Origin of the sequence: Rhodococcus sp. IEGM 1370 (assembly GCF_033142325.1) — a bacterium.
Classification (GTDB): Bacteria; Actinomycetota; Actinomycetes; order Mycobacteriales; family Mycobacteriaceae; genus Rhodococcoides.
In genome coordinates this window covers 1-24,183 of sequence record NZ_JAWLRY010000021.1, presented here as the reverse complement: position 1 = coordinate 24,183, position 24,183 = coordinate 1, and the positions used below count along the sequence as shown (strand labels likewise).

31 protein-coding genes and 1 pseudogene are annotated in these 24,183 nt (G+C 63.8%); 15 read left to right on the top strand and 17 right to left on the bottom strand.

Annotation, left to right across the window (positions count from 1 at the left end; translation table 11 throughout):
* Positions 1-14: 14 nt before the first annotated feature.
* The 3 genes from R4P47_RS20875 to R4P47_RS20865 are packed head-to-tail and all read right to left on the bottom strand — an operon-like array spanning position 15 to position 3,639.
* A complete protein-coding gene (locus tag R4P47_RS20875) occupies positions 15-2,201 on the bottom strand; it encodes a heavy metal translocating P-type ATPase (protein WP_317785609.1) in 2,187 nt (728 codons plus the stop codon).
* The gene (locus R4P47_RS20870) at positions 2,198-3,100 is read right to left on the bottom strand and encodes a hypothetical protein (protein WP_317785608.1); all 903 of its coding nucleotides are present in this window, start codon (positions 3,098-3,100) and stop codon (positions 2,198-2,200) included. Before R4P47_RS20870 ends, R4P47_RS20875 begins: the two co-directional genes overlap by 4 nt.
* 26 nt (positions 3,101-3,126) lie before the next feature.
* Positions 3,127-3,639, bottom strand: a complete 513-nt coding sequence (locus R4P47_RS20865; RefSeq protein ID WP_317785607.1) for a GNAT family N-acetyltransferase — start codon at positions 3,637-3,639, stop codon at positions 3,127-3,129.
* Between the two features lie 104 nt (positions 3,640-3,743).
* Here R4P47_RS20865 and R4P47_RS20860 point away from each other — a divergent pair, with 104 nt between their 5' ends.
* Positions 3,744-5,447 (top strand): cutinase family protein, encoded by a 1,704-nt coding sequence (locus tag R4P47_RS20860; RefSeq protein ID WP_411567365.1) that lies wholly within the window; start codon positions 3,744-3,746, stop codon positions 5,445-5,447.
* Between the two features lie 88 nt (positions 5,448-5,535).
* Here R4P47_RS20860 and R4P47_RS20855 read toward each other — a convergent pair whose 3' ends face one another.
* From R4P47_RS20855 to R4P47_RS20845, 3 genes are read right to left on the bottom strand one after another with little or no spacing between them, the layout of a single operon-like run.
* The gene (locus R4P47_RS20855) at positions 5,536-5,967 is read right to left on the bottom strand and encodes a hypothetical protein (RefSeq protein ID WP_317785604.1); all 432 of its coding nucleotides are present in this window, start codon (positions 5,965-5,967) and stop codon (positions 5,536-5,538) included.
* A gap of 53 nt (positions 5,968-6,020) precedes the next feature.
* Positions 6,021-7,253: a hypothetical protein gene (locus R4P47_RS20850; RefSeq protein WP_317785603.1), complete on the bottom strand. Its 1,233-nt coding sequence runs from the start codon at positions 7,251-7,253 to the stop codon at positions 6,021-6,023.
* Positions 7,254-7,269: 16 nt separating this feature from the next.
* Entirely contained in the window at positions 7,270-8,805 is a 1,536-nt protein-coding gene (locus R4P47_RS20845; RefSeq protein ID WP_300515835.1) for an aldehyde dehydrogenase family protein, read from the bottom strand.
* 124 nt (positions 8,806-8,929) lie between these two features.
* Between R4P47_RS20845 and lat the strand changes: the two genes are divergently transcribed.
* On the top strand, positions 8,930-10,258 hold the full coding sequence (lat, locus tag R4P47_RS20840) for an L-lysine 6-transaminase (RefSeq protein ID WP_269595817.1): 1,329 nt from the start codon (positions 8,930-8,932) through the stop codon (positions 10,256-10,258).
* Here the strand turns inward: lat and R4P47_RS20835 are convergent.
* On the bottom strand, positions 10,255-10,581 hold the full coding sequence (locus R4P47_RS20835; RefSeq protein ID WP_269595818.1) for a hypothetical protein: 327 nt from the start codon (positions 10,579-10,581) through the stop codon (positions 10,255-10,257). The two genes, lat and R4P47_RS20835, sit on opposite strands and share 4 nt — an antisense overlap.
* A gap of 129 nt (positions 10,582-10,710) precedes the next feature.
* Here R4P47_RS20835 and R4P47_RS20830 point away from each other — a divergent pair, with 129 nt between their 5' ends.
* Positions 10,711-11,115: a hypothetical protein gene (locus R4P47_RS20830; protein ID WP_269595819.1), complete on the top strand. Its 405-nt coding sequence runs from the start codon at positions 10,711-10,713 to the stop codon at positions 11,113-11,115.
* Between the two features lies 1 nt (position 11,116).
* On the opposite strand, the gene R4P47_RS20825 is transcribed toward R4P47_RS20830, so the two are convergent.
* A complete protein-coding gene (locus R4P47_RS20825) occupies positions 11,117-11,971 on the bottom strand; it encodes a LysR family transcriptional regulator ArgP (RefSeq protein WP_269595820.1) in 855 nt (284 codons plus the stop codon).
* Between the two features lie 75 nt (positions 11,972-12,046).
* Here R4P47_RS20825 and R4P47_RS20820 point away from each other — a divergent pair, with 75 nt between their 5' ends.
* The 4 genes from R4P47_RS20820 (at position 12,047) to R4P47_RS20805 (ending at position 14,108) form a co-directional block, all read left to right on the top strand.
* Positions 12,047-12,664, top strand: coding sequence for a LysE/ArgO family amino acid transporter (locus tag R4P47_RS20820; RefSeq protein ID WP_269595821.1), 618 nt, complete (start codon positions 12,047-12,049; stop codon positions 12,662-12,664).
* Between the two features lie 87 nt (positions 12,665-12,751).
* On the top strand, positions 12,752-13,105 hold the full coding sequence (locus R4P47_RS20815) for a PLD nuclease N-terminal domain-containing protein (protein WP_269595822.1): 354 nt from the start codon (positions 12,752-12,754) through the stop codon (positions 13,103-13,105).
* Positions 13,106-13,206: 101 nt separating this feature from the next.
* Positions 13,207-13,719: a DUF664 domain-containing protein gene (locus R4P47_RS20810; RefSeq protein ID WP_269595823.1), complete on the top strand. Its 513-nt coding sequence runs from the start codon at positions 13,207-13,209 to the stop codon at positions 13,717-13,719.
* On the top strand, positions 13,716-14,108 hold the full coding sequence (locus R4P47_RS20805; protein WP_317785602.1) for a VOC family protein: 393 nt from the start codon (positions 13,716-13,718) through the stop codon (positions 14,106-14,108). Before R4P47_RS20810 ends, R4P47_RS20805 begins: the two co-directional genes overlap by 4 nt.
* A 4-nt stretch (positions 14,109-14,112) precedes the next feature.
* Here the strand turns inward: R4P47_RS20805 and R4P47_RS20800 are convergent, their stop codons facing one another.
* Both R4P47_RS20800 and R4P47_RS20795 read right to left on the bottom strand, forming a co-directional pair.
* Positions 14,113-14,499 carry a VOC family protein gene (locus tag R4P47_RS20800; protein WP_068045411.1) on the bottom strand — a complete coding sequence of 129 codons (387 nt, stop codon included), beginning with the start codon at positions 14,497-14,499 and terminating at the stop codon, positions 14,113-14,115.
* Between the two features lie 18 nt (positions 14,500-14,517).
* Entirely contained in the window at positions 14,518-14,895 is a 378-nt protein-coding gene (locus tag R4P47_RS20795) for a VOC family protein (RefSeq protein WP_269595825.1), read from the bottom strand.
* 46 nt (positions 14,896-14,941) lie between these two features.
* Here R4P47_RS20795 and R4P47_RS20790 point away from each other — a divergent pair, with 46 nt between their 5' ends.
* From R4P47_RS20790 to R4P47_RS20780, 3 genes are all read left to right on the top strand, one after another.
* Complete coding sequence (locus tag R4P47_RS20790) at positions 14,942-15,766, top strand: AraC family transcriptional regulator (RefSeq protein ID WP_269595826.1); 825 nt, start codon at positions 14,942-14,944, stop codon at positions 15,764-15,766.
* Positions 15,767-15,882: 116 nt separating this feature from the next.
* Entirely contained in the window at positions 15,883-16,953 is a 1,071-nt protein-coding gene (gene mraY / locus R4P47_RS20785; protein WP_068045417.1) for a phospho-N-acetylmuramoyl-pentapeptide-transferase, read from the top strand.
* 14 nt (positions 16,954-16,967) lie between these two features.
* Complete coding sequence (locus R4P47_RS20780; RefSeq protein WP_068045421.1) at positions 16,968-17,180, top strand: oxidoreductase; 213 nt, start codon at positions 16,968-16,970, stop codon at positions 17,178-17,180.
* Between the two features lie 6 nt (positions 17,181-17,186).
* Here the strand turns inward: R4P47_RS20780 and R4P47_RS20775 are convergent, their stop codons facing one another.
* On the bottom strand, positions 17,187-17,831 hold the full coding sequence (locus tag R4P47_RS20775; RefSeq protein WP_269595828.1) for a hypothetical protein: 645 nt from the start codon (positions 17,829-17,831) through the stop codon (positions 17,187-17,189).
* A gap of 80 nt (positions 17,832-17,911) precedes the next feature.
* Between R4P47_RS20775 and R4P47_RS20770 the strand changes: the two genes are divergently transcribed.
* On the top strand, positions 17,912-18,361 hold the full coding sequence (locus R4P47_RS20770) for a MarR family winged helix-turn-helix transcriptional regulator (protein ID WP_317785601.1): 450 nt from the start codon (positions 17,912-17,914) through the stop codon (positions 18,359-18,361).
* Between the two features lie 46 nt (positions 18,362-18,407).
* On the opposite strand, the gene R4P47_RS20765 is transcribed toward R4P47_RS20770, so the two are convergent.
* Both R4P47_RS20765 and R4P47_RS20760 read right to left on the bottom strand, forming a co-directional pair.
* Complete coding sequence (locus tag R4P47_RS20765; protein WP_317785600.1) at positions 18,408-18,650, bottom strand: hypothetical protein; 243 nt, start codon at positions 18,648-18,650, stop codon at positions 18,408-18,410.
* Complete coding sequence (locus R4P47_RS20760; RefSeq protein WP_317785599.1) at positions 18,643-19,047, bottom strand: HAD hydrolase-like protein; 405 nt, start codon at positions 19,045-19,047, stop codon at positions 18,643-18,645. Before R4P47_RS20760 ends, R4P47_RS20765 begins: the two co-directional genes overlap by 8 nt.
* Before the next feature lie 573 nt (positions 19,048-19,620).
* Here R4P47_RS20760 and R4P47_RS20755 point away from each other — a divergent pair.
* Together R4P47_RS20755 and R4P47_RS20750 are read left to right on the top strand one after the other, a co-directional pair.
* Positions 19,621-19,995, top strand: coding sequence for a cupin domain-containing protein (locus R4P47_RS20755; protein WP_317785598.1), 375 nt, complete (start codon positions 19,621-19,623; stop codon positions 19,993-19,995).
* On the top strand, positions 19,992-20,456 hold the full coding sequence (locus R4P47_RS20750) for a GNAT family N-acetyltransferase (RefSeq protein ID WP_317785597.1): 465 nt from the start codon (positions 19,992-19,994) through the stop codon (positions 20,454-20,456). The genes R4P47_RS20755 and R4P47_RS20750 overlap by 4 nt, the downstream gene beginning before the upstream one ends.
* A 7-nt stretch (positions 20,457-20,463) precedes the next feature.
* On the opposite strand, the gene R4P47_RS20745 is transcribed toward R4P47_RS20750, so the two are convergent.
* The gene (locus R4P47_RS20745) at positions 20,464-20,994 is read right to left on the bottom strand and encodes an aldo/keto reductase (RefSeq protein ID WP_317785596.1); all 531 of its coding nucleotides are present in this window, start codon (positions 20,992-20,994) and stop codon (positions 20,464-20,466) included.
* 69 nt (positions 20,995-21,063) lie between these two features.
* Between R4P47_RS20745 and R4P47_RS20740 the strand changes: the two genes are divergently transcribed.
* A complete protein-coding gene (locus tag R4P47_RS20740; RefSeq protein WP_317785595.1) occupies positions 21,064-21,933 on the top strand; it encodes an AraC family transcriptional regulator in 870 nt (289 codons plus the stop codon).
* 107 nt (positions 21,934-22,040) lie between these two features.
* On the opposite strand, the pseudogene R4P47_RS20735 reads toward R4P47_RS20740, so the two are convergent.
* From R4P47_RS20735 to R4P47_RS20725, 3 genes and pseudogenes are all read right to left on the bottom strand, one after another.
* Positions 22,041-22,472, bottom strand: a pseudogene (locus tag R4P47_RS20735) (PPOX class F420-dependent oxidoreductase).
* 82 nt (positions 22,473-22,554) lie between these two features.
* Positions 22,555-22,998 (bottom strand): tetratricopeptide repeat protein, encoded by a 444-nt coding sequence (locus R4P47_RS20730; protein ID WP_317785594.1) that lies wholly within the window; start codon positions 22,996-22,998, stop codon positions 22,555-22,557.
* A gap of 180 nt (positions 22,999-23,178) precedes the next feature.
* The gene (locus R4P47_RS20725) at positions 23,179-23,547 is read right to left on the bottom strand and encodes a glyoxalase (RefSeq protein WP_317785593.1); all 369 of its coding nucleotides are present in this window, start codon (positions 23,545-23,547) and stop codon (positions 23,179-23,181) included.
* Positions 23,548-23,607: 60 nt separating this feature from the next.
* Between R4P47_RS20725 and R4P47_RS20720 the strand changes: the two genes are divergently transcribed.
* Positions 23,608-24,078 (top strand): hypothetical protein, encoded by a 471-nt coding sequence (locus tag R4P47_RS20720; RefSeq protein WP_317785592.1) that lies wholly within the window; start codon positions 23,608-23,610, stop codon positions 24,076-24,078.
* The last annotated feature ends 105 nt before the right edge of the window (positions 24,079-24,183 follow it).

Sequence of the window (24,183 nt, the reverse complement as noted above, 5' to 3'; positions counted from 1 at the left end):
CTGCTACCAACGAGTCACATCGCCGAGCGGAACCTGCGCAATCGGAGACTGTTGCTCACCACGAACACCGAGGAAAACGCCATCGCGGCACCGGCGAGCATGGGGTTGAGCAGGCCCGCAGCGGCGAGCGGAATTGCTGCGACGTTGTAGGCGAACGCCCAGAACAGGTTGCCCTTGATGGTGCTCAGCGTGCGTCGGGAGAGCCGAATGGCATCACCGACGGCCCGCAGGTCACCGCGCACGAGCGTCAGGTCGCTGGCCTCGATCGCCACGTCGGTGCCGGTACCCATCGCAAGTCCCAAATCGGCCGTGGCCAGCGCGGCCGCGTCGTTGATACCGTCGCCGACCATCGCCACGACCTTGCCCGACGCCTGCAGTTCTCGGACGGCATCGACCTTGCCCGTCGGCAACACCCCGGCGATGACCTGATCGATTCCCACCTCGGCGGCGATCGTGCGGGCGGCGGCCTCGTTGTCACCGGTCAGCATGACCGGAGTCAGGCCGAGTGCGCGCAGTTCCGCGACGGCCTGCCTCGAAGTCGGCTTCACGGAGTCGGAGATCACAAGCACTCCGCGAGCCCTGCCGTCCCAGCCGAGCGCGACGGCGGTGCGCCCCTGATTCTCGGCGGTCTCGAAGGCGTCGGCCAGTTCGGCCGGCAGTGGCATCGACCAGTCGGCCAGCAGCGAGCGACGGCCGATCACTGCGGCACGGCCGTCCACGACACCCTGCACCCCGAGGCCCTCGAGGCTCGTGAATTCCTCGACGGTCATCGATGAGGTCGCACTCGCGATGGCTCGGGCGATGGGGTGCTCCGAACCCGCTTCCAACGCCGCCGCCACGGCACGGACCACGTCCTCGTCCTCGCCGTGAGCCACGTGCACCGACTGCAGAGTCATCTCACCGGTGGTGACGGTGCCGGTCTTGTCCAGCACGACGGTGTCGACGCGACGGGTGGATTCGAGGATCTCGGGCCCCTTGATCAGAATTCCGAGTTGCGCGGCCCGTCCGGTGCCGACCATCAGTGCGGTGGGTGTGGCCAGGCCGAGCGCGCACGGGCAGGCGATGATGAGCACCGCGACTGCAGCGGTGAACGCTCCCGCCGCGGAATTGCCTGCACCGAGCCAGAATCCGAGTGTCGCGACCGAGATCGCAATGACGATCGGCACGAAGATGCCGGAGATACGATCGGCCAAACGCTGCGCCTGCGCCTTACCGGTCTGCGCGTCCTCGACTGCTTTCGCCATCTGTGCCAACTGAGTATCGGCACCGACTCTGCTCGCCTGCACCGTGATTCGGCCACCGACGTTCACCGTTGCACCGACCACCGCATCGCCGACGCCGACTTCCTCCGGCACGGATTCACCGGTCAGCATCGACCGATCGACGGCCGAGGAACCGTTCTCGACGGTTCCGTCGGTGGCGATCTTCTCACCCGGGCGAACGACGAACAGATCGCCGACGGCCAACTGCTCGATCGGAATCTGCTGTTCCTTACCGTCTTTCAGTACAGCAACGGTCTTGGCTCCGAGGTCCATCAGGGCGCGCAACGCCGCCCCGGCCTGACGCTTGGATCGGCTCTCGAACCATCGTCCGGCCAGGATGAAGGTGGTCACGCCCGCCGCGGCCTCGAGGTAGATGTTGCTCGCCCCGTCCGTCCGCGCGATCGTGAACTCGAACGGATGCGTCATGCCGGGCGTGCCTGCGGTGCCGAAGAACAGCGCGTACAGCGACCATCCCAGGGCCGCAAGGGTTCCCATGCTGACGAGCGTGTCCATGGTGGAGGTGCCGTGCCGCAGATTGGTCCAGGCGGCGCGGTGGAAGGGCCAGGCTCCCCATACGACGACGGGAGCGGCCAGCGTGAGCGAGAGCCACTGCCAGTTGGTGAACTGCAACGCCGGAATCATCGCCATTGCGATCACCGGCACGCTGAGCACTGCCGAGACGATCAATCGCTGCTTCAGCGGATCGGTCGGGGGTTCGTCCGCCGGTTCGGCAGCCGGCAAGGATGCGGTGTAGCCAGCGGCTTCGACGGCTGCGATCAGGTCCTCGGTGGCCACGCCGTCACTGGTGACGCGGGCCTTCTCGGTGGCGTAGTTGACCGTCGCCGACACCCCGTCGAGCTTGTTGAGCTTGCGTTCGATGCGGTTGGCGCACGACGCACACGTCATACCGCCGAGGAGAAGTTCCGTTTCCTGGCTCATGCCCCACCCTCCTGTGCCTCGATGGTGAATTCGGCTGTGTGGACGACGCCCTGGTGCTGGAAGTCCAGATAGAGCGCATATGTTCCCGCGGTCGGCGCGTCGACGGTGAAGTCGACCGTCGGCCCCGGCGGCCCGTCCTCGGGGTGGACGTGCAGGTAGGCGAGGTCATCGGCGCGGAGGGCGACCAGATGTCCGTAGGCACCGAGATACGGCTCCAGGTCGGTGACCTCGCGTCCGTTCTGATCGATCGTCAGAGAGACGGTCGAGTTCTCGCCCGCAGTCACTGCACCGGCGAGCGTCACGGTGTAACCGTCGACCCTCGATGTCACATTCGGTGTACTCGGGGGCTGCGCACTCAGGGGCTCCGGTCGATAGTCGCCGGGAACGGTCAGCTCCGCTCCCAAGGTGATGTTCTCGCCGCCGGTCGGGGTGAAGTCGGCGAACAGACGGTAGGGCCCGGGCCGGGTGAGATCGAGAGCCGTCGACCATGTTCCCGACGCGTCACGCGTCGGATGTACGTGTTGAAAATCCATCAGATCGCGTCGAACGACGATGAGGTGCAGTTCCTCGGTGTGCATGACGTCGTAGTCGGTCAGCGCAGACCCATCCGGTTCGCTGATCGTGAAGGTGACCGGTACTTCCGGTCCGGACTCGACGACGGACCGATCGAGCTCGAGGGTGTAGCCGTCCTGGGTGGCCTGGAGCCCGGCAGGCACTGCGGCCGGGGCGGCCGGCTCGTCGTGCGCGTCGTGACCGGTGTGTGACGCGGCCGGGGTCGCCTGGGCGTCGGGTCCGATCTTGTCCCCGACGAACAGCGCCGCCAGGAACAGGAACGCGATCCCGACGACAAAGCCGACGAGCTTGGTGGGTGCGTCGAGTTCCTGCCGTGCTGAGTTCACAGCACTACCCTACCCCCCCAGGGTATCTAAGCGGTAGTTCCGAGGGCCATCTTGTAACCGATGTGGGAGTCGACGAAGCCGAGTCGGGTGTAGAAGCGATGAGCGTCCGTTCGACTGGCGTCGGAGGTCAGCTGCACCAGAGCGCATCCCCAGCGCTCGGCCTCGTCGATCGACCACCTGATCAGCGCACCGCCGAGTCCGCGACTGCGCCACTGCGCGCCCACCCGAACTGCTTCGATCTGTGCCCGCAGTGCGCCTCCGCGCGAGAGCCCGGGAATGAAGGTCAGTTGCAGCGTTGCCACCACCGCGTCACCGTGCACCACGACGACCTGCAGGTTTCGCGGGTCCGAAGAGATGTCCTCCAGCGCTGCGCGATATCGATCCATCTCGTCTGCGGACTCCCGCGTGACACCCAGCGGGTCGTCGACCAGCAATGCCACGATCGATTCGAGATCCGACGCCACCGCTTCACGCACAACGCACGTCGACCCGTCGGACAGGTCGAATTCCATCAATGTAATTCGAGGGTGAATTGTCATGCGCACGACGGTAAATCATCCACTTTGTAACGCGAACCATCCCGAGGACGAAATGCCGGGTAACCCACTGGCAACTGCAGTCGGGATCAGTTCGGGCGGACATGATGGGGATCGAAAACATGAATGTTGGCAAGTCGAAGCGTGCGCGCGTTGCGTTGAGCGCGTTCGCGATCGGAGCCCTCGGTGCCGGAGTAGTTGTGGCCGCACCGTGGTCGACTCCCTCCACGACCACCGAAGCATCCATCGAACTGGTGTCGACGGCCACGTGCTACGACATGGTTAGCATCGCGATCGGCGGTCGCGGCGACACCCCGCGCGAGGGCGTCAAGTGGCTCACCACCCCCGAGGGCGAGCGGCTCCCCGCAGCGATGTCCGGCGACTACTCCAGCGACTGGATCGACCAGGCCGTGCGAGCCCCCAACAACGGCAACGTGGTTCCCGACTCCTACGCCGCGGTGTACGTCGAGTACCCGGCAGACCTGGCGAGCTACGAGAACGCCGTGCAGACCGGCGTCACCAACTCGCAGACCATCATGCGGACGATCTCAGCGTCCTGCCCCGACACCCGATTCGCCATCGTCGGCTACAGCGAGGGCGCAGACGTTGCCCGCCGCACCGCGATGGAGGTCGGCAACCAGGTCGTTTCGGCCGACGGCACGTACGGAATCGTCGATCCCAACCAGGTCGTCGGAGTCGTCATCTTCGCCGACGCCGGCCGCGTGTCGGGAGACGGACCGTTCCCCGGTGCCGAGAACCCCTTCGGTAATCCGGACGGCTTCGACACCAAGTACCAGAACGGCAACACCGCAGTTCCCGGACAGGGCGCACTGCCCGGCACGTCCGGCGGATTCGGAGCGCTCGACGGCCGAGTGGCGTCCTTCTGCTCCGACGGCGACCTCACCTGCGCACTGCCGGAGAACACGTCACTGATTCATCTGGCCGCCAACGTCGGTCGTCAGGTCAACGCCGATGCACTGCAGAACGAGCAGCTCACCCCCGCCACCGGTGCAGATCTCGCACTGGCCCTGGGACGCATCGCAGTCAACGCCTTCAACGACATCGCCTCGCAGCCCAACTGGATGCAGAGCGACGAGACATTCCTCGACGTGCTGATCAAGGTGTCCGAGCCCGGTTACAAGCCCGGCACGGTCACCACCCCCGTCTCGGCCAAGGTCGACGGCGAGCAGGAACCGATCGAAACCGGTCAGATGATCGACCTCGTGTACCTGCCGCAGAAGATCTTCCGCGAGATCACCGGATTCATCTCGTCCAACCAGAACACCGTTCCGGTGATCATGAACGACCCGTACGGCCTGACCTTGGGCCCCGGCACGGGACACCACTTCGATTACTGGCGCGACGCCGATGCCGCCAACGGCAAGCCGCTGACCTCGGTGCAGTACGCCGCGGCATGGCTGACCGAACTGGCCGAGGAAGCCAACCGCGGCGAGCCGGTGAAGACCAAAGAGGTACAGGAGAAGGCCGGACGAGCAGCGGTGGAAACCATCGTGGCACCGGTGACCACCTCGGCAACGGCAACCCCCAAGGCCACGACTACCGCACCTGTCACCACCAGCCCGGTCGTGACCCCGGCTGCGCCGGCACCGGCCGCTGAAAGTCCGGCACCGGCTCCCGCTCCGGCCCCCGCCACCGAGACGGCAACGACCCCCGAGTGCACCGTCGCGGTCGAGGGCGAGACACCCGTCGAGGGCGCACCGCCGGTCTGCGTCACCGCGACTGAAACCGCTGTCGAGACAGCAACCGAAACCGTGGTTCCTACGACCACCGAGGCTGTACCTGCGCCGTAGTCCACAGCGTGCAGAACGCTCACGAGCCCGTCCACCTGTTTCATTCGGTGGGCGGGCTCGTGTGTTGTCACATCGAAGTGCCCGTGACTCAGGCCGTGCCGCGCAGCTTCCCTCGGACCACGATGCCCACGATCAGAAGCGCCACTGCTACGAACACCACCATCGACGGACCGCCCCGGTCGAGACCGGTGAGCGTCGGAAGCGGTGCGAGCAGCGCCAGCAACAGCGGCGGCAGAGTCAGTGCACCGACGCCGCCGGTGTACCAGACCCCCTTGAGTCGGTCCCAATCAGAACGACTCTGGACCCGGTCTTCCACACGCACCATGACAATCGCCAGAGGTACCGCCACGACGAGCCACAGCAGCGGGGACAGCGGCAGACCTGCCCGGCCCAGCAACGCGTCGGCGATGAGCGTCGCGCCGAAATACGACGGCAGAAACATCGCGGCGGCGACGCAGAAACCCAAAGTCACGTCGGAGACGTCGTCGGGCAGATCTGTGTTCCGGCTGTGATCGGACATGAGATGCACGCTACGGACAAGGGTGCCGTCGCGGGAATCGCCGCCGTCGGCAGCTACCGAGCCGCCGGATTGTGGACGGGTCGGCGCATCAGCACCGCGCAGGCAATCGTCACCACAGCAACGACCACGAGCCCGGCCACGGACAATGCCAGGTAGTCGGGCTCGCTTGTGCGCGAGATGACCGATTCGTCCATGGACAACGACGGTTCGTAGCTCGCGGAATACACCACCACCGGCAGAGTCATGGTGAACAGCACAGGCAGCGAGACCGCGAGAGAGCCCGGCGACGTCGCGAGGGCCGACACCACCACGTACGCGGCGACCAACGGCAGTGCGAACTCCGATCCCGTCGACACCTCGGCATAGCCCTCGATCACGCCCGCAACGGCGATGACGAACAGCCCGCCCAGTCCGATGTACAGCTGCGGCCAGCGGTAGCCGAGGCCCCCTCCGACGACCAACAGACCCACACTCAGAGCAAGCTGCGCACTGTCACCGGCATTGAAGCCGATCGAGCCCATCCCGGCCGACGATGACGCGAACAGCGCCAGCAGCAGCCGTCCGTTCCGCCCGGGCAGTAGGAACGACGCCACGAGTGCCACGGCCGTCATGCCGGCGAGAGCACCGAGCCATTCGACACTTCGAGCGTCGTGACCGGCGGCAATCCAAGTCAGGACTCCCGCGGCGACGGGTAGCGGGATCCCGACGAGCAGGATTCGCCGGGTCTCGTACGGCTGTAGCTCCTCGTGGCGGTACGCCAGGAACAGTGCGATCGCCGCGGCCGAGGCCACGATCACCATGACGATCGCCCGCTGCGGGCTCACATCGTCCTCGGCACCGACGACATCCCACACGAACACCGGACCGTCGTCGGCTTGCAGCAGGGCATCCAGCGCTTTACTGAGGAGACCGGCTCCGACAGCGGCGACGGCCAACGATGCCTGCGCACCGCGATGTCGCCCGGCGAGTACGGCGGACGCACCGAGCAGCGCGCCTGCTCCCACAGCTCCGGCCCAGTCTCCGAACATTCCGGTCACCATGCCGACTGTCCGGAACACGATGACGAGTACTGCTCCGATCGCCATGATGAGCACGCCCCGTGCGCTCGAACGCGCCAGCACGACGCTCACCAGGCAGGCGGTCAGCGCGAGGACAGTGAGCCCGTTGACGACCGTTGCCGGTGAACCGAATTCGGCCGTACTGCTCAGCAGAGAGTCGAGCGGTCGGATATCACTGATCGCATAGCCGACGACGAAGCCGGCGAGGATCATCGACAGTACTTTCATACTGCCGATCATGCCGTCAGCCGAACTTCACTCCCTGCGCCAGGGGCAGTTCGTTGGAGTAGTTGACCGTGTTCGTCGCTCGCCGCATGTAGGCCTTCCATGCGTCCGAACCGGATTCGCGACCGCCACCGGTTTCCTTCTCGCCGCCGAAGGCGCCGCCGATCTCTGCGCCGGAGGGTCCGATGTTGACGTTGGCGATGCCGCAGTCCGAGCCGGCGGCGGACAGGAAGCGCTCCGCCTCGCGCAGATCGGTGGTGAAGATCGACGACGAAAGGCCCTGAGGCACATCGTTGTGCAATGCGATGGCCTCGTCGAGGGTGTCGTACGTCAACACGTACATGATGGGCGCGAACGTCTCGTGCTTGACGATGTCGGTCTGCGCGGGCATCGTCACGATCGCAGGCTGAACATAGAACGAGTACTCGTCGACCACGTTCACTCGCTCGCCGCCGACCACGACCGTTCCGCCGTCGGACACCGCCGCCTCCAGAGCCTTCTGGTAACCGGCGAATGCGGTGGCATCGATCAGCGGGCCCACCAGAGTGTCTGTGGCCAAGGGAGATCCGATCGACAGCGTCTCGTATGCCGCTACCAGCTTGCGGACCAACTCGTCCGCGACCGAGGAATGCACGATGACGCGTCGGAGCGAGGTGCATCGCTGCCCTGCAGTCCCGGCGGCCGAGAACACCAACCCACGCGTCGTCAGATCGAGATCGGCCGACGGCGTCACGATCGCTGCATTGTTTCCGCCGAGCTCGAGCAACACCCGGCCGAATCGCTCGGCGACACGGGGCGCAACAGCACGGCCCATCCGCGTCGAACCCGTTGCCGAGACCAACGCAACCCGCGAATCGTCCACCAGCGCTTCGCCGGACGCGCGGTCACCGATCAGCAGTTGCGCGATCTTGGGGTCCACTCCGGCTGCGGCGGCCGCACGCTCGAACAACGCCTGTACTCCGACGGCCGTCAGCGGAGTCTTCTCCGAGGGCTTCCAGATGACCGTGTCACCCGCGACGAGAGCGAGAGCGGTGTTCCAACTCCACACCGCGACAGGGAAATTGAACGCGGTGATGACGCCGACGACACCGAGCGGATGCCACTGCTCCATCATGCGATGCCCGGGCCGTTCGGTGGCGATCGTGTTGCCGTACAGCTGACGGGAGAGTCCGACGGCGAAATCGCAGATGTCGATCATCTCCTGCACCTCACCGAGCCCCTCCGAGACGATCTTCCCGGCCTCGATGGACACGAGCGCGCCCAAATCCTCCTTGTGTACGCGCAGCAGTTCGCCCAGTTCCCGGATCACCTGACCACGCACGGGGGCAGGCACCTGCGACCAGGACACGAACGCGGTGCGTGCATCGGCGACGACGGTCTCGACATCGGCCGCCGAAGCACACGCCAGCGACGCCAGGTTTCCGCCGGTGATGGGCGAGCGCGCGATGATCGCGTCCGGTCCCGCGGGGGCGTCGAGCGCGATCGTGGCACCCAGCCGGTCGAGGATCGCGCGAGTGCGCACACTCAACTCGTCGTGGGTGATGGATGCAGACATGCGCGTACACCTTCCGTGGAGAGAACCGAACCGTCGGAGATGAGCCTACCGATCGAGGCTCGGACCGTATATTTTCCTGTTCTATGGACTTGCTTACGGAATATTAACGCGTATCTTCGTCCTTATGACGCAAGTATTACAGCGCACTGGAGTGACCATCGACGCCGCCAACGTCCGCGACGTGATCGGTGAACACCTACTGGCCGACGGCTTCGAGTTGGTGCTCGACCTCGATGCGTCGACCGGATCCACGCTGGTCGACGCCAGGGACGGCACCCGCTACCTGGACCTGTTCACGTTCTTCGCGTCCAACGCGCTGGGCATGAACCATCCGGCGCTGATCGACGACCCGGACTTCCGGGCCGATCTGATGCAGGCGGCGATGAACAAGCCCAGCAACTCCGACATCTACACCGTCCCCATGGCTCGATTCGTCGACACGTTCGCTCGCGTCCTGGGTGACGATCGACTACCGCACCTGTTCTTCGTCGAAGGCGGCGCCCTGGCAGTGGAGAACGCGTTGAAGGTCGCATTCGACTGGAAATCGCGATGGAACGAAAGTCATGGTCTGGACGCGTCCTTGGGTTCTCAGGTGATGCACTTCGAGCATGCGTTCCACGGACGCTCGGGCTACACGATGTCTTTGACCAACACCGACCCCAACAAGGTCGCGCGCTTCCCGAAGTTCGACTGGCCGCGAATCCCATCCCCGTTCATCCGATCCGGCGCGAACATGGACGAACTCGAGGATGCATCGTTGGCGGCGGCTCGGTTGGCCTTCGAGGCCAACCCGCACGACATCGCCTGCGCCATCATCGAACCCATCCAGGGCGAGGGCGGCGATCACCACTTCCGGCCGCGCTTCCTGCAGAAGCTACGGGAACTCTGCCACGAGTTCGATGCACTGTTCGTCATGGACGAAGTACAGACCGGAGCCGGAATGACCGGTACCGCATGGGCATTCCAGCAGCTCGACGTCGTGCCGGATGTCGTCGCCTTCGGCAAGAAGGTTCAGGTCTGCGGCGTCATGGCGGGCGGTCGCGTCGACGACATCGACGACAACGTCTTCGCTGTCAGCTCCCGCATCAACTCGACGTGGGGTGGCAACCTCACCGACATGGTGCGGTCGCGTCGAATCCTGGAAGTGGTCGAATCCGAGAAGCTCATCCCTCGTGCCGGTGAGCTCGGAGCCGTACTGCTGACAATGTTGCAGGACTTGGCAACTCGACACACAGTGGTATCCGAAGTACGTGGACGAGGTCTGATGTGCGCCTTCTCCCTGCCCGACGCTTCCACCCGCGACCGAGTGATCGAGCTGTTGCGTACCGAGGAACATGTGCTGGCGCTCGGCTGCGGTGACGCTGCAGTGCGATTCCGCCCTGCACTGACCATCACCGAAGCCGAACTGACACAGGCAGTCGAGTCCATCGACCGGGTGCTGAGCATGCTCTAGCGCTCGGGAGGGATGTCTCTCTGCACCAACCGAATCTGTGACGTCGGAATGACACCGGGACGAAAGTAGAAGTTCTCCGGCGACTGCACGAGGTCACCCTCTTCGACTCCACTGACTTCCCAGACATCGACCGGTCCACCGGTGTTGTTCATGCCCACGAACCAATCACGTTCCCACGCATCGGCTGCCAGAAAACAACCCGCCTGCTCTGGCTGGTTGCTACCAGCAATACCGCGAGCGGCACCCATACGACGCCAGTCGAGTCCGTGCCGCCGAATCGACTCACGGTTGAGTACCGAGGTCACGTGATAGCGAATGGTCATCCGCCGAAAATAGCAACGGCAACTTGTCGGGTACAGCGATTTTCGGTTTGCCCCCCGTTCCGTGCGTCAGGTAATTCTTGACACGCCCACCTCCTGCTGTCAGGCTTTTCCTGACACAGGAGGTCGGTCATGGATCCCATCACCCTCGCAACCGAGGCAGATATCACTGCTGCGACGCGGGCCGTCGTGACGGCAGCAGCCACCGAGGCCGGACGCATCGCCGACGAGATCATCGGCACAGGGCCCCTGCCGGGTACACCGGACTGGGAGGCCGAGCAATCTACCGACCTGCCCGCACGGCGAAGCGTCGCGTGGCATTTGTTGAGCCTGCGTGTGCAACTCGCAGCCGGCCTCGATGGCATCGAAACCGTTGTGGTGCTTCGAGTTCAGGGCACAACGTGGGCGACGATCGGGACGGCGGTCGGAATGTCGCGGCAATCTGCGCACGAGCGATGGGGCGCCCGATCGGCGGCGATTCTCGATCCCGTCGGCGATGGACTGCCCGAGATCGTCCCGACCGACACCCCGGCGTGAGCTACAGCAGCATTCGTTCTGCACCAGCTGCCACGGCGTCGGCCGCTCGCTGAAGTGCGACAGACGACAGCGACCACTGCTGCCAGTACAGCAGCACGTCGTCGATCCCGTTGTCGTCGAAGCACTTCAGCGAGTCACGGTCCTGCAGATCGGGGATCATGCCCCAGCCGAAGCCGAGGTCGACAGCTCGCGCGTAGTCGGAAGAAGCCGGCACCAGGTGACGCGGCGGCTCGTGGGGGGCGACACCGAAGCGCTGTAAGTAGTTGTCCTGCAATCGGTCGTCTGCATCGAAGACGACCACCGGAGCACAGCGCAAAGCCTCTGCCGTCACTCCAGCGGCGAACCACCGATCGATGAACTCCGGCGTGGCCGAGGGCCGGTAGCGCATCGCACCGAGGCGTCGAACGGTGCAGCCACGAACCGGATCTGCCACGGAGGTTATTGCAGCGGAGACGATCCCGTCGTGCAGCAACTGCGCGGTCCGGTCCTGATCCTGCCGATGCAGATCGAAAATGGTGTTGCGCGCCAGTGGCGCGAGCGCGGGCAGCACCCAGGTCGCCAACGAATCCGCATTGACAGCAAGCGAAATGGGCGCAGCGACGCCGTCGTCACTCAGTTCTGCCCGAGTCTGCTCGGTGAGGGTGTCGATCTGGCGCGCCAAACGGAGCACTGCTACGCCCGACTGGGTTGCCACCACCGGCTTGCTGCGTTGAAGCAGAGTCCGACCGAGCGATTGCTCCAGCGACTTGATGCGCTGACTCACCGCCGACGGGGTCACGTACAGCGCGCGAGCAGCGGCCTCGAACGTTCCACCGTCGACCACGGCCCGCAAGGCTCTGAGCTGCTCGATCTCCATAATATGAAGCTACGCTGATCATTACTGAAATACATTCGCTGGACCTAATCATGACCGGCTCCTAGCGTTGCCGTCATGACCTCGCTCGCCGCCGCACAATCGACCCTCACCGGATTGGGCGTCGGACTCTCCCTCATCGTCGCCATCGGAGCGCAGAACGCGTTCGTGCTGCGTAAGGGCCTGCAGCGCGCCCATGTACTGCCGGTGGTGGCAGTGTGCGCACTGTCCGATGCGGTTCTGATCCTGGCCGGGGTGGCAGGAATCGGCGTTCTCGTCGACCGGTTTCCTGTCGCGCTACGCGTCGTGACCGTCCTCGGTGCACTGTTTCTGCTCGTCTACGGCCTGATGGCACTGAACCGTGCTCGGACGCCGTCCACCATGACCGCGGAGGCGCACGGAGGCGGTTCGCTGATCGCCGCCGTGGCCACGTGCCTGGCTCTGACCTGGCTCAATCCTCACGTCTACCTCGACACCGTGGTGTTCCTGGGTTCCATCGGGAACCGTCAGCCCGGTGAACTGCGATGGTGGTTCGCCGCCGGCGCGATGCTGGGCAGCGTGCTGTGGTTCACCGCGCTCGGCTACGGATCGCGGGTGCTCAGTCCATTGTTCGCGAGGCCGTCGGCGTGGCGAGTACTCGACCTCGGCATCGGCATCATGATGCTGACTCTCGCAGCACTGCTGGTGCTCGGCTGAACCTGGATACTTGATCCGCAGTACAACGAGTGATCTGATGGTTGCGAAAGACCGACCGCGCGGTCTGACAAACCTCGAGGATTTCCCGTGCCGTACCTCGGCCTGCTGATCATGCTGCTGTCCATCTTCTGCTTGATCGATGTCATCACCGCCGACGATTCCGGCATCCGCCACCTTCCGAAAATGGTGTGGCTGCTGCTCGTCATCGTTCTGCCGCTCGCCGGATCGATCGCGTGGCTCGTCGTCGGCCGGCCCGAGAACGGCGGCATCTGGGGTGGCAGCGGCGCACCACGCACCTCGTCGGCCTACCCCGAGTACGACGCCAAACCCGGACGCGCCGTTGCCCAATCGCAGGGTAGCGACGAGGAATTCCTCCGCCGTTGCCGCGCCCGGGCCGAGGAACAGCGTCGCATCGCCCGCGAGCAGCGCAGGAACGACTGAGCCAACAGCGCTCAGTGTCCACAATTTTCGTCTGCGGACGGTTTCCGCCTGCCGAGCCGAATTGTGGACACTCAGCTCACTACCCGACGACTAGGGATGCGATGGCCAAGCTGACGACATTTCCCGAGCCGAACTCCGCCCTTTCTGATCCCGCCGAGTTGTTTCGCGAGTACCTGGCGTTCTATCGCAGGGAGCTCGTTCGACGCATCACTTCGCTGAGCGACGATGCACTGACCAGCACGGCCGTTCCATCCGAGTGGACTCCGCTGCAGATGCTGACCCATCTGGTGCACATGGAGCAGCGGTGGTTCGTCTGGGGATTCCTCGGCAGAGCAGTGGACGCACCCTGGGGTGACGAGCAGGACGGCTCCTGGCATGTGCCGGCCGACGTGGACGCCGAGACCCTGCTGGCCAGGCTCGACGACGGTGCCAGGCTCACAGAAGAAGTACTGAACTCACACCGAATGGACGAATTGGCAGCTCTCGGCGGACGATTTAGCGATGAGAGGCCGACGCTGATCTGGATCTGCTTGCATGTACTCCAGGAATACGCCCGTCACCTCGACGTCGCAGTCGAACTGGCCGGCGGGCCCAGAGGTGAGGGACCGGCATGAGAATCAACATCACCAGCGTCTTCGTCGACGATCAGAGCAAGGCGCTGACGTTCTACACCGAGGTACTGGGCTTCGTAGTCAAACACGATGTAGCCATGGGTGGCCCCGATCGTTGGCTCACGGTCGTCTCACCGCAGGATCCAGAGGGCACCGAGTTGCTGCTCGAGCCCAGCGGTCATCCTGCAACCGCACCGTTCAAGGATGCTCTTTTCGCGGACGGCATCCCGTTCACACAGTTTGCAGTGGACAGTGTTGCAGCAGAATACGATCGGCTCATCGGCCTCGGCGTTCGGTTCACTCAGCAGCCCACCGAGATGGGTCCGGTGATCACCGCGGTGTTCGACGACACCTGCGGAAACCTGATTCAGATCGTCGCTCCGTCGAGCTGACGCCTCAGACGTTCGCGTACAGATCGACGGTGGTGCCGTCGGGATCGTGTACGACGGCATAACGCTGTCCCCAGAACGCATCCCACGGCTGCAGGTGACCGGTGTACCCGGCTTTCGTCACCGCAGCCCACGCCGCGTCCACCCCGTCGGGCGTCCCACAGTCGAACGCGAGCGCTACGCGATGGCCCCCGCTGGGCGGCGTCCACGACGGATCGAACGAGGTGATGGTCGACGGTAGATCGAACAGCAGGCGAACTCCGCCGAGGTCGACTTCCACGTGCTGCTCACCGTCGGCCTCGGCCGGAATATCCAGCCCGAGAACGCGGTAGAACGCCAGCGCCGACGCCATGTCGGCAACGATGATTTCGATTCCTGCCAGGCGCGGTTTCACAACGCAAAGATTAGTCCGTCACCCCCAGTTCGCGGCATTCGTCAGACAGAACGGATGCCCGGCCGGGTCCAGGAGTACGCGCCAGGTCTCACCGGGCTGGTTCTCGGGCAGCGTCGCGCCCAATTCCACGGCAGCCGTCGCCGCGACATCGAGATCATCGACGGCAAGATCGAAATGAAACTGTTTGCTGCCGTTCGCATTCGGCAATGGCGGCGGTCGGTAATCGTCGACGCGGCCGAATCCGAGCGCACTGCTCGGCCCCTGCAGCATCGCGTACTCCTGCTCCGCATGCACGACGCTCCAGCCCAGCAGCGACGACCAGAATGTCGCGCTGGCCTTGGGGTCGGCGCAATCCAGGGTGACCATCTTCAGCGTGGCCAGGGGTGTCTCGGTCATGGTGTTCCTCCTTCTCGTGTCGGACCAGACTCCTACACTGACGCGCGTGCCGGATAGGAAAAACGCGACAGCGACCCAGTCCGGCGTCCTGCGGCCCGATCAGCTGGCGCAGCATGTCGACCTCGTACGGCTACCGTGTTCGGAGTCGTTGGAACCGTGGGTCGAGAACTACTGGCAGCTGCAGTGGGAACTGCCGCCCGGCACAACGCATCACAGCTCGACGCTCCCGCACCCGGCCTGCACGTTGAGCGTCGAACATGGTTGGACCCGCGAGGGCGTTGTCGAGCCGGTGGTCGTGACCGGGGTCCTCACGCGCCGCTTCGATGTCGTCCTCGCCGAGTCCGGGTGGGTCTTCGGCGTCAAGTTCCGGCCCGGCGGCTACGCGAGTTTCACCGGAACCGTGGCGAGAACACTGCGCGACGTCCCGGTAGCGCCACCGACCCCGTTCCGGTCCGAGACCGTCGCTGCACTGGCCGAGCTGGATGGGCATTTCGATGCCGACCACTGCCGAACCGTCGTCGATGCGGTTCTCACGCCCTACGCCCGTGACGTCGAGCCGGAGTACGAGGTGGTCTTGGACGTCATTGCGACCATGCTCGGAGATCGGGCGCTGGTTCGCGTCGCGCAGGTGGAACAGCGGTGTGGCATCGGCACTCGTCGACTGCAGCGGCTGTTCGAGCGTTATGTCGGCGCGACGCCCAAGTGGGTACTCGGGCGGTATCGGATTCACGACGCCCTCAGCGAGCTCGACAGCGGTTACTCGGGTCCGCTGGCAGACCTGGCCGCGCGGTACGGGTGGTTCGACCAGGCTCACTTCACTCGGGAGTTCACCGAATTGGTCGGAATGCCGCCGAGCGCATACCAGCGCTGAGTAACGCCTTCGTCACGCAATGCGACTTTTGCCGATTCGTTTGGCACAGTATTCGCGGTGCCCGATAAGCATCGTGGTGGGGAACAGCAGCACAGAGGAAGAGTGGGCTTCAACGCATGATCAACATTCTCGTCGCCGGTGGAATCGCGTTGGCGGTCTCGATTCTGTTGACTCCATTTCTCATCGCACTGTTCACCCGGCAGGGCTTCGGCCAGGAGATCCGCGTCGAAGGTCCGGCAAGTCACCACGCCAAGCGCGGAACGCCGACGATGGGCGGCGTCGCGATCATCGTCGGTTTGTGGGCCGGCTACCTGGGCTCGCACCTCGTCGCAATGGGCGGTGACGGGCCCTCGGCGTCGGCGCTGTTGATTCTCGGTCTCGCGACGGCACTCGGCGTCGTCGGATTCCTCGACGACTACATCAAGCTACGCATGAAACGAAGCCTCGGACTCAAGGCGACCGGCAAGTACGTCGGGCAGATCAGTGCAGCGGTGATCTTCGCGGTACTGGCGCTGCAGTTCCGCAATGGGAACGGGCTGACTCCGGGCAACGTCGAACTGTCGCTGGTACGCCAATCCACGTTCTTCACCATGGCCCCGATCGTCTTCGTCCTGTTCTGTGTCTTCCTCGTCGTCGCGTGGTCCAACGCGGTCAATCTCACCGACGGGCTCGACGGTTTGGCGGCGGGGTCGATGACGCTCGTCCTCGGCGCGTACACGGTGATGACGTTCTGGCAGTACCGGCAGTCCTGCGCGACCAATTCGGTCGCCGGGTGCTATCAGGTACGGGATCCGCTCGACCTCGCCGTCGTCTGCGCTGCGGCCGCGGGTGCCTGCATCGGATTCCTCTGGTGGAACGCGGCTCCGGCCAAGATCTTCATGGGCGACACCGGCTCACTCGCCCTCGGCGGACTGCTCGCCGGCCTGTCGATCGTGAGCAAGACCGAACTTATCGCCCTCGTCTTCGGAGCCCTGTTCGTCGCCGAGAGTGCCTCCGTCGTCATCCAGGTCGCGTCGTTCAAGAGCACCGGTAAGCGGCCGTTCCGAATGGCCCCGATCCACCACCACTTCGAACTTGCCGGCTGGGCCGAGACGACGGTCATCATCCGACTGTGGCTGTTCGCGGCCATCGCGTCGGCGCTGGGACTCGGATTGTTCTACAGCGAATTCCTCGCAGCCGTCGGCTGACCTACGATTCTGGGATGACTGAAGAACTGTCTCCGGTTGCCAAGGTCGACGCTCTCGCCGCCGAACTCGAACAACTCGATGCTCGACGCGTCGCCATCGGAGTCGAACTCGTCAACCTCCAATTCGGCCTCGACGGAGACGCCAAAATCCGTGCGACCGAGGTTTTTCACAGCGACTACCTGGGACGACTGTTCACCTTGGTCGACGAACTCCGCACCGACGAATAGGACTCGCTACACAGCGTCCTGATCCGAACGCGACACCACGGTCAGGCGAAAATCTCTGAGTGACAGCGTGAGTGCGGCCAACGCTGCAATCGCTACTCCACCGATCGGAAACACCAGCCACGGATCGCCGATGGTGGGGGTGAAGGTCGATGTGACAAGGTCGTCGCCGAGATACGGCACAAACACTGCGTCGGTCGCATACGTTTCGGCCATGTAGGTGTCCGTCGCTGTCCAGCCGAAGTCGGCTGCAGGAGGCGAGTTGATCTCGATACTCCACGGATGCTCCCACGACCAATCCCACGAGGCTTCGGTTGGTTGCGGTGGCCAGTGCGTCCAGGCGAGTGCACTGCCCGCTCCCAGTGCCGCACCCACGACGATCAACAACACGAACAGGTGTACGCGGCTGTGCTGCCGATCCTGAACGATGCGCAGACCCGAATCGACGAGAAACGAGGCCACCACCAGGCCTATTGCTACCCCTGCTGCGACGAGATAGAGCGTCACGGGAAACCAACTCGGGCGGGCGTGGGTCACGCCGAGTTCCTGCGCATCGGCTACGGCGACATGCCAGACGACCGCTGCCGCAGCGCCTATCGACGCGCCGACGGCGGCCAGCACTGCGACGAGCGCTTTACCGGATGGCCTGTCCACGATCGGGACTCTACTCATGGCCTGTCCGGTCCATTCGAGTACTTGACCTGAAGCTTTGTCGAGGTTCTATCGTCGCTTTCATGAACACACTGAGACCCATGCAGCCACCCGAACTTCAGCCCATCGGATTCTGGACCGCACGCGCCGGCGACGCCATTCGAAATCGGATCCGCGCAGCACTGGCCGAGGTCGGTGTCAGCCAACCTGAATGGTGGCTCCTGCACCAGATCTCGCTGCACCCCACGGGGGCCGATCGCGCCGAGACCGTCGAGAAGATCGGGCACAACGACACGCCGGAAGCAATCGTCGAGGCCATCGAGTCCGCGCGCGCCAAAGGCTTGGTCGTGGAATCGAATTCGCGCGTGACGTTCACCCCGAAAGGTGAAGCACAATTTCGGCGAGCCGCAGACGTTCAACAGATGTTGCAGGACGAACGCATGCAGGGAATCGGACAGACCGAGTACGTCACCACTATTCGAGTGCTGCAGCGAACGATCCAGAACGTCGGAGGCGACGCCTGGCATTGGTGACGACACCGGTCAGGGGCGAATGCCATTCGCCTTCACCGACCTCCGGTCAGCGCATCCGTCGCACTCTTGAAATCACAATACCGACAACCAATCCGAGTACCGCGCCCAGAACAGGCAAACCGACGACGAGGGTGGCCAACTGCCCAGGCATACCCAGGAACTCCGAGTACTGCGAATCGCCGCCGACGAATGCATAATTAACTCGACGCGGCGCGCCGTCCCGCAGGACGATACCGATCGACGCGATCAGCCCGAGTGAGAAGCCGATGAACGTGGAGGCCTTACGCATCCGAGCGAGCCTCGCGGGCCGCTGCTGCGAAAGCGGCCATACTCGGGAACTTCATGTCGACACTGTGTTCCCCGGATGGCTCCGGCGTTGCTCCCCATCCGGGGCGATCGTGCCGCCGATCGATCCACACCGACGGGATGCCATGGCGCTTGGCAGGCACGTGATCGTGGAACAGACTCTGCGCGACGTGGAGCAGTCGTGATCGTGGGACACCCAGCGTCTCGAGAACTCCGTCGAGCGCGTCGAAGTGATTGTCCGCCGGCTTGTAGGCCTTGACGTCCTCGGCGGTGACGATGGAGTCGAACTGCACGCCGAGGCGGCGGTTGCTACCCGCGAAGCCGTCGCGATGCACATTGGACAGGATGACGAGCTTGTAGCTCTCGCCGAGGGACGACAACGCGTCGGCCGAGTCCTCGAATGCCGGCCAGTCCGGAACGGAGGCCCCGAGCGTGTCCGCCCACTCGGCCGAGACAGGTATCCCAGCGTGTCACCGGTCCCCACGAAGGCGTCGGCAAGGATCCGGGGGTACAGAGCAGCGGGTGAATCACGCTGCGCCTGAGATTCGTTGGTGCCGTATGCCGCAAGCAGCTCGTCGTCGGACAACGGCGAACCGGCTTGCTGTGCCCATGGCCTGAGCACCTCGAGGATGCCGGTTTCCCAATCGATCAGTGTTCCGTAGCAATCGAAGCTCAACACGTCGTAGTCGGCGAGATTCATGTGGCCGGGCCTCCTTGCGAAAATTCGATGGCGGCCGATTCTTCGTGCCGATACCGTCTGCAGGTCATGAGCATCGTACTGCCCGTCATCTGCACTCGCTTGTCCGGCTGTCGATGCGGACGCTGACCGACCGGGAAGCAAATCTACTGCGCCACAGAGTGTATCGAGCTGTTCACATCGGTCCTGTATCCGAGCTGATCGACGGTAGAGTTCATCGTGACAGTCGATCGGCTGACGATGAAAGGCAGAACCCATGAATATGGGCAAGGACGACGAGGTGCGCAACGTCGCCGAAGCGCTGAACACGATCGAGAAGCCCTGGCAGCCTCACCGACTGGCCAGCATCAACGATTACGACGTCAAGGTGGTGAAGCTGCTCGGCGAATTCGTCTGGCACACACACCCCGACACCGACGAGATGTTCTTCGTCCACAGCGGAGAACTCACCATCCAGCTTCGCGACCGCGATGTCGTTCTCGGTCCCGGTGACGTCTTTGTGGTCCCAGCGGGCGTCGAACACTGCCCCAAAGCCGTCGAAGAAGTCTCTGCACTTCTGTTCGAGCGATCAGGCACCGTCAACACCGGCGATGCGGGCGGGAACCTGACCTCACAGATCCGAGAGTTGTGACACGGATTCTGTTGCGGCCCGCAGTGGGGTCCGACGCCGACTTCCTGTTCTCGATGGCATCGAATCCCGATGTCGTCCGTTGGGTCGGTGACGGAAAGCCCTGGAGTAGAGCCTATTTCGATAGCCGTTTCTCGCGCGCCCTGAGCGCGAAGGACGCCCGAACGCCGGACGTACAGAGATGGTTCATCGGCACCAACGATGATCGGCACCCCGTCGGTCTGCTCAGCCTGATTCGACGGTCCGACCACTTCGAGGTCGGGTACTGGGTGCATCCGGCCCAGTGGGGTCGTGGCTACGCAGGCGAACTGATCGCTCTTGCGCAGGATCATACGGATGGTCTCCCGATGGCAGCGCAGGTTCACCGGGCCAACAGCGCCTCGCGTCGGGTGCTCGAGCGCGCCGGGTTCACACTGGTCGACGACGGTGATCCCATGACCTTTCGGTCTCCTCCGAGGCAGTGATTTCGCTTCACCAGGTCCTGATGGGACGGGGTCTCACCGTGGTACGGCCGGTCGTGACGCCGCGCACCATGGGTCGCATCAGGAACCCGTGCGGGAACCCGAGGTCGACAGCGCTGGCTGCGTACAGTGTGGCGAGTTGGTATTCATCGAAGGTGACGTCGAGGGCAGAGATGTTCTGCTGCAGCTGTTCCGGAGTCCGTGCGCCGATCAACGAGCTGACGACGGACGGATGCCGAAGCGTCCACGCCAACGCCACCTGAGCAGGAGTCACGTCGAGTTGGCGAGCGACCCCGACAACCGTGTCCGCGATCGCGAGCCCCCGCGCAGTCAGCGTTCCGCTCGCCTTCGCATGATCGCGTCGAGTACCCGCCGGCGCATCGGAACCCGGCACCGCGAGGTCCGCCGTGGTGTACTTGCCGGTCAGCACTCCACCGCCCAGAGTGCCCAGGGAATGACGCGTCTGCGATCGATGAACTCGACCGCCTGCGCTCTCGTCAACGGCACCTTCGCACCATCTGAATCCGACCTTTCGCGGCACGGGAAGTCGAGACTCCGATGATGCAGTGCTCCTATCGTTTGGGACAGAACGAAGGAAGGTCACCTGCACATGCTCGAACGATGGAACGCGGCACTCGACCACATCGAGAACAATCTCGACCGCGAGATCGATGCGAGGGAGCTCGCCCGCATCACGTTGACATCCGAATACCACTTCAGACGCGTGTTCTCGGCACTGGCTGGATTGCCTCTGTCGCACTACATCTGGCAACGCCGAATGACATTGGCAGCAGCAGACATTCTCGACGGTACAGCGGTGCTCGACGTCGCGACCAAGTACGGCTACACGGCAGACGCATTCACCCGCGCCTTCCGAGACCTGCACGGCATCACGCCATCTCAGGCCCGCCGATCCGGAGCAGTCCTTCGTTCCAGACAAGCCGTGACATTTCACCTGACCATCGAAGGACGAAGCACCATGCGATACCGCATCACCGAACTGCCGGCATTTCACATCGTCGGCAAATCCACCCGAATCCCGCTGCGGTTCCGCGGCGAGAACACCGCAATGACCGAATTCCACCGTAGCCTCGCCCCTGGAACCGGGGAAAAACTACTCGAACTGGCAGACTTGCCCGAGCTTCCTGACATCCTCTTCGTCAGCGACGGCTTCGAGCCCGAACGCGAAGACGGCAGCCTCTTCGACTACTACTTTGCCGTTGCAAGCACTTCGGCTGAAACATCCGACTGGGACACCCTCGCCGTGACCGCATCGACCTGGGCGGTGTTCGAGACGAGCAGCGACACCGCACTCGCCCCCGCACTCCAACAACTCTGGGCCGACGCCTTCAGCGAATGGTTCCCCTCCAACCCCTACGAAACAATCCCGGGGCCGGAAATCCTGACCGTCAAAGAAACCTCCCCCGACTGGACCTCGGGAGCGGGAGAACTCTGGATTCCAGTCCAACGAAGCCACTAGCCGTCCTTCTCTCCTCCCCTCCCGTCGCGGCCCACCATGTCCACTCGATGTGACATTCAGTGGCCTTTTCGGGGGTCAATGTCACATCGAGTGGACTGGATCAGGTGTCAGGCGATCGATTGGCCGTAAACGTGTGTCACCGAGATGGTCACCAGTACTCGTCGGTCGGCGACCATGACGGCTCAGTATTCGTTCCAATCGGGGTGCTCGCCGGCGGCGGCGCGGAAGTAGTCCACCAGGGCATCGACTTCGGGGCTCTCGGGTGACGATCCCGGGCCGGTGAGGGTGACGGTTCCTTCCGCTGTCGCCCACGCTGTGCCGTCGGCACTGGTCACTTCGAGCGCGGCGCGAGGGTCTCGACGTAGATTCGCCGTTTTCGCTCGCCCTTCGGTGACCGAGATCGCGATGGTGCCGGCTGCCCGATCGTAGAACGGCGTCACCGGTGACAGCTGCGGAATTCCGCTGGCTTTGATGGTGGCGAGCACGCCGATTCTGCTCTGTTCGAGAAGCGCATGTGGATCGTAGGTGGTTCCGGTCATGGAGTCCCCTTCGGTCGTCGAAACAAGCGTGCACGAACTTCACCGTAGAACGCCGTCGACGACGCGGTTGTTCCGTCCGACCTCACGGTTGTCTGTCGTCGAACAGTTCCGCCGCGTACGCCCCGATCGCTCGACGGTATCTGCCCAGCGCCGGGTCTGCGGCACGCAGTGCGTTCCGCAGAGCCTGTGCACCGTCGCCCTTGTCCCAAAGTGCGAGTGCCACGAATGCATCTCGCGCAGACGAGTATTCGGTTGAGAACTCGAACTCCTCCAGCACTCGCAAGGCGTCGTCTTGTCGACCCACGTTGCGGAGCGAACTCGCCAGTTGAATCCGAGCCTCGTTCTCCCTGTCGATATCGAGCCCGTGGAACAACGACGCCTCGTACAGCGGAACAGCCGCAGATTCTTCGCCCAAAAAGTCTTCCAGCGAAGCTTGCTCGAACAGTGCACGCGCATCAGAACATGGTGCAGCGGCGAGCAATTGACCGATCTGGATTCGCATACGAACGGGGTCTGTATCGTCCACGTCGCGCCAGAATTCGGCCATTCGATCTTCCCAACTCAGCATGGAATCGATCGTCCACGATGCTGCGCCCTGCCGCCACCGCTGTATCTCTAGGCAGGTGCGTCGTCTTCGCGACACGAGACATGTAGGTCAGAAAAGGGACGAGGCCGGTTCCCCCGACGCAGCGATGACACTCGACAACTATCGAGCTGCTACGAATTCGATCCGATTACCCACACCGTCGCGGGTATGGAACCGTCGTCGGCCGGGGATCTCCTCAGGGTCGGCCCAATTCACTGGGTAGCCGGCAGATGTCAACGCCGCAGCAGTCGCATCGACATCGACGACGAAGGCCGGGTGCGCCTTCAGCGCCGGGCGAAAGTCGTCCTCGATGCCAACATGTACTTCGCCATCGGGGCCGCCCACTCCCGGCACGCGAAACCAACAGCCGCCGCGGACCGCCAACAGCGGCGGCTTCGCGATCTCCTGCCAGCCCAGAGCACCCGAGTAGAACTCCCGCTCGCGGTCTTCGCCGCCCGCCGGACATGCGACTTGCACGTGGTGGATCATCGAACGAACCTACCGCCATCTCGATTGACACGCCGGTGAACGGTAGGCAAACGTATGGGCATGCAACTGAGATTTCTGGCCGGCATCTCGACGGCCTTCGCATTCAAGCTCCTGCTGATGCGAGCGCTGACACTCAAGCTGCAGCGAGACATCGAAGCACTGAACAACGGCAACTACCGCCCGCTACTGTCGTCCATCCATCGCGACGCAGTGCTGAAGTTTGCCGATGGTGACAGCCGCTGGTCGGGCACACACCGCGGCCGCCCGGCCATCGAAAAATTCTTCCAGGACTTTGTCGCCGCCGGAATCAAAGGCCAGATCACCGAAATCTACAGCGGCGGCGCACCCTGGCGTATGACCCTGCTCGCCCGCTTCGACGACCAGGCCCACGCAGCCGACGGCACCCAGATCTACAACAACCGCACAGTGCTGCTGGTCCGCACGAGCTGGGGAAAAATCATCTCCCAAGAAGACTTCTTCGAGGACACCACACGCCTCGACGCATTCGAGAAGAAACTGCGGCAACTCTAGATTTGCCCGGCATTCGGCTCGGTGCACCGGGAGTGTCAGATTAACGGTGGATCCGACCTTGGCGTCGGTTAGTTTCCGTTCGGGGTGATGCGTCCTTCGAAGGTG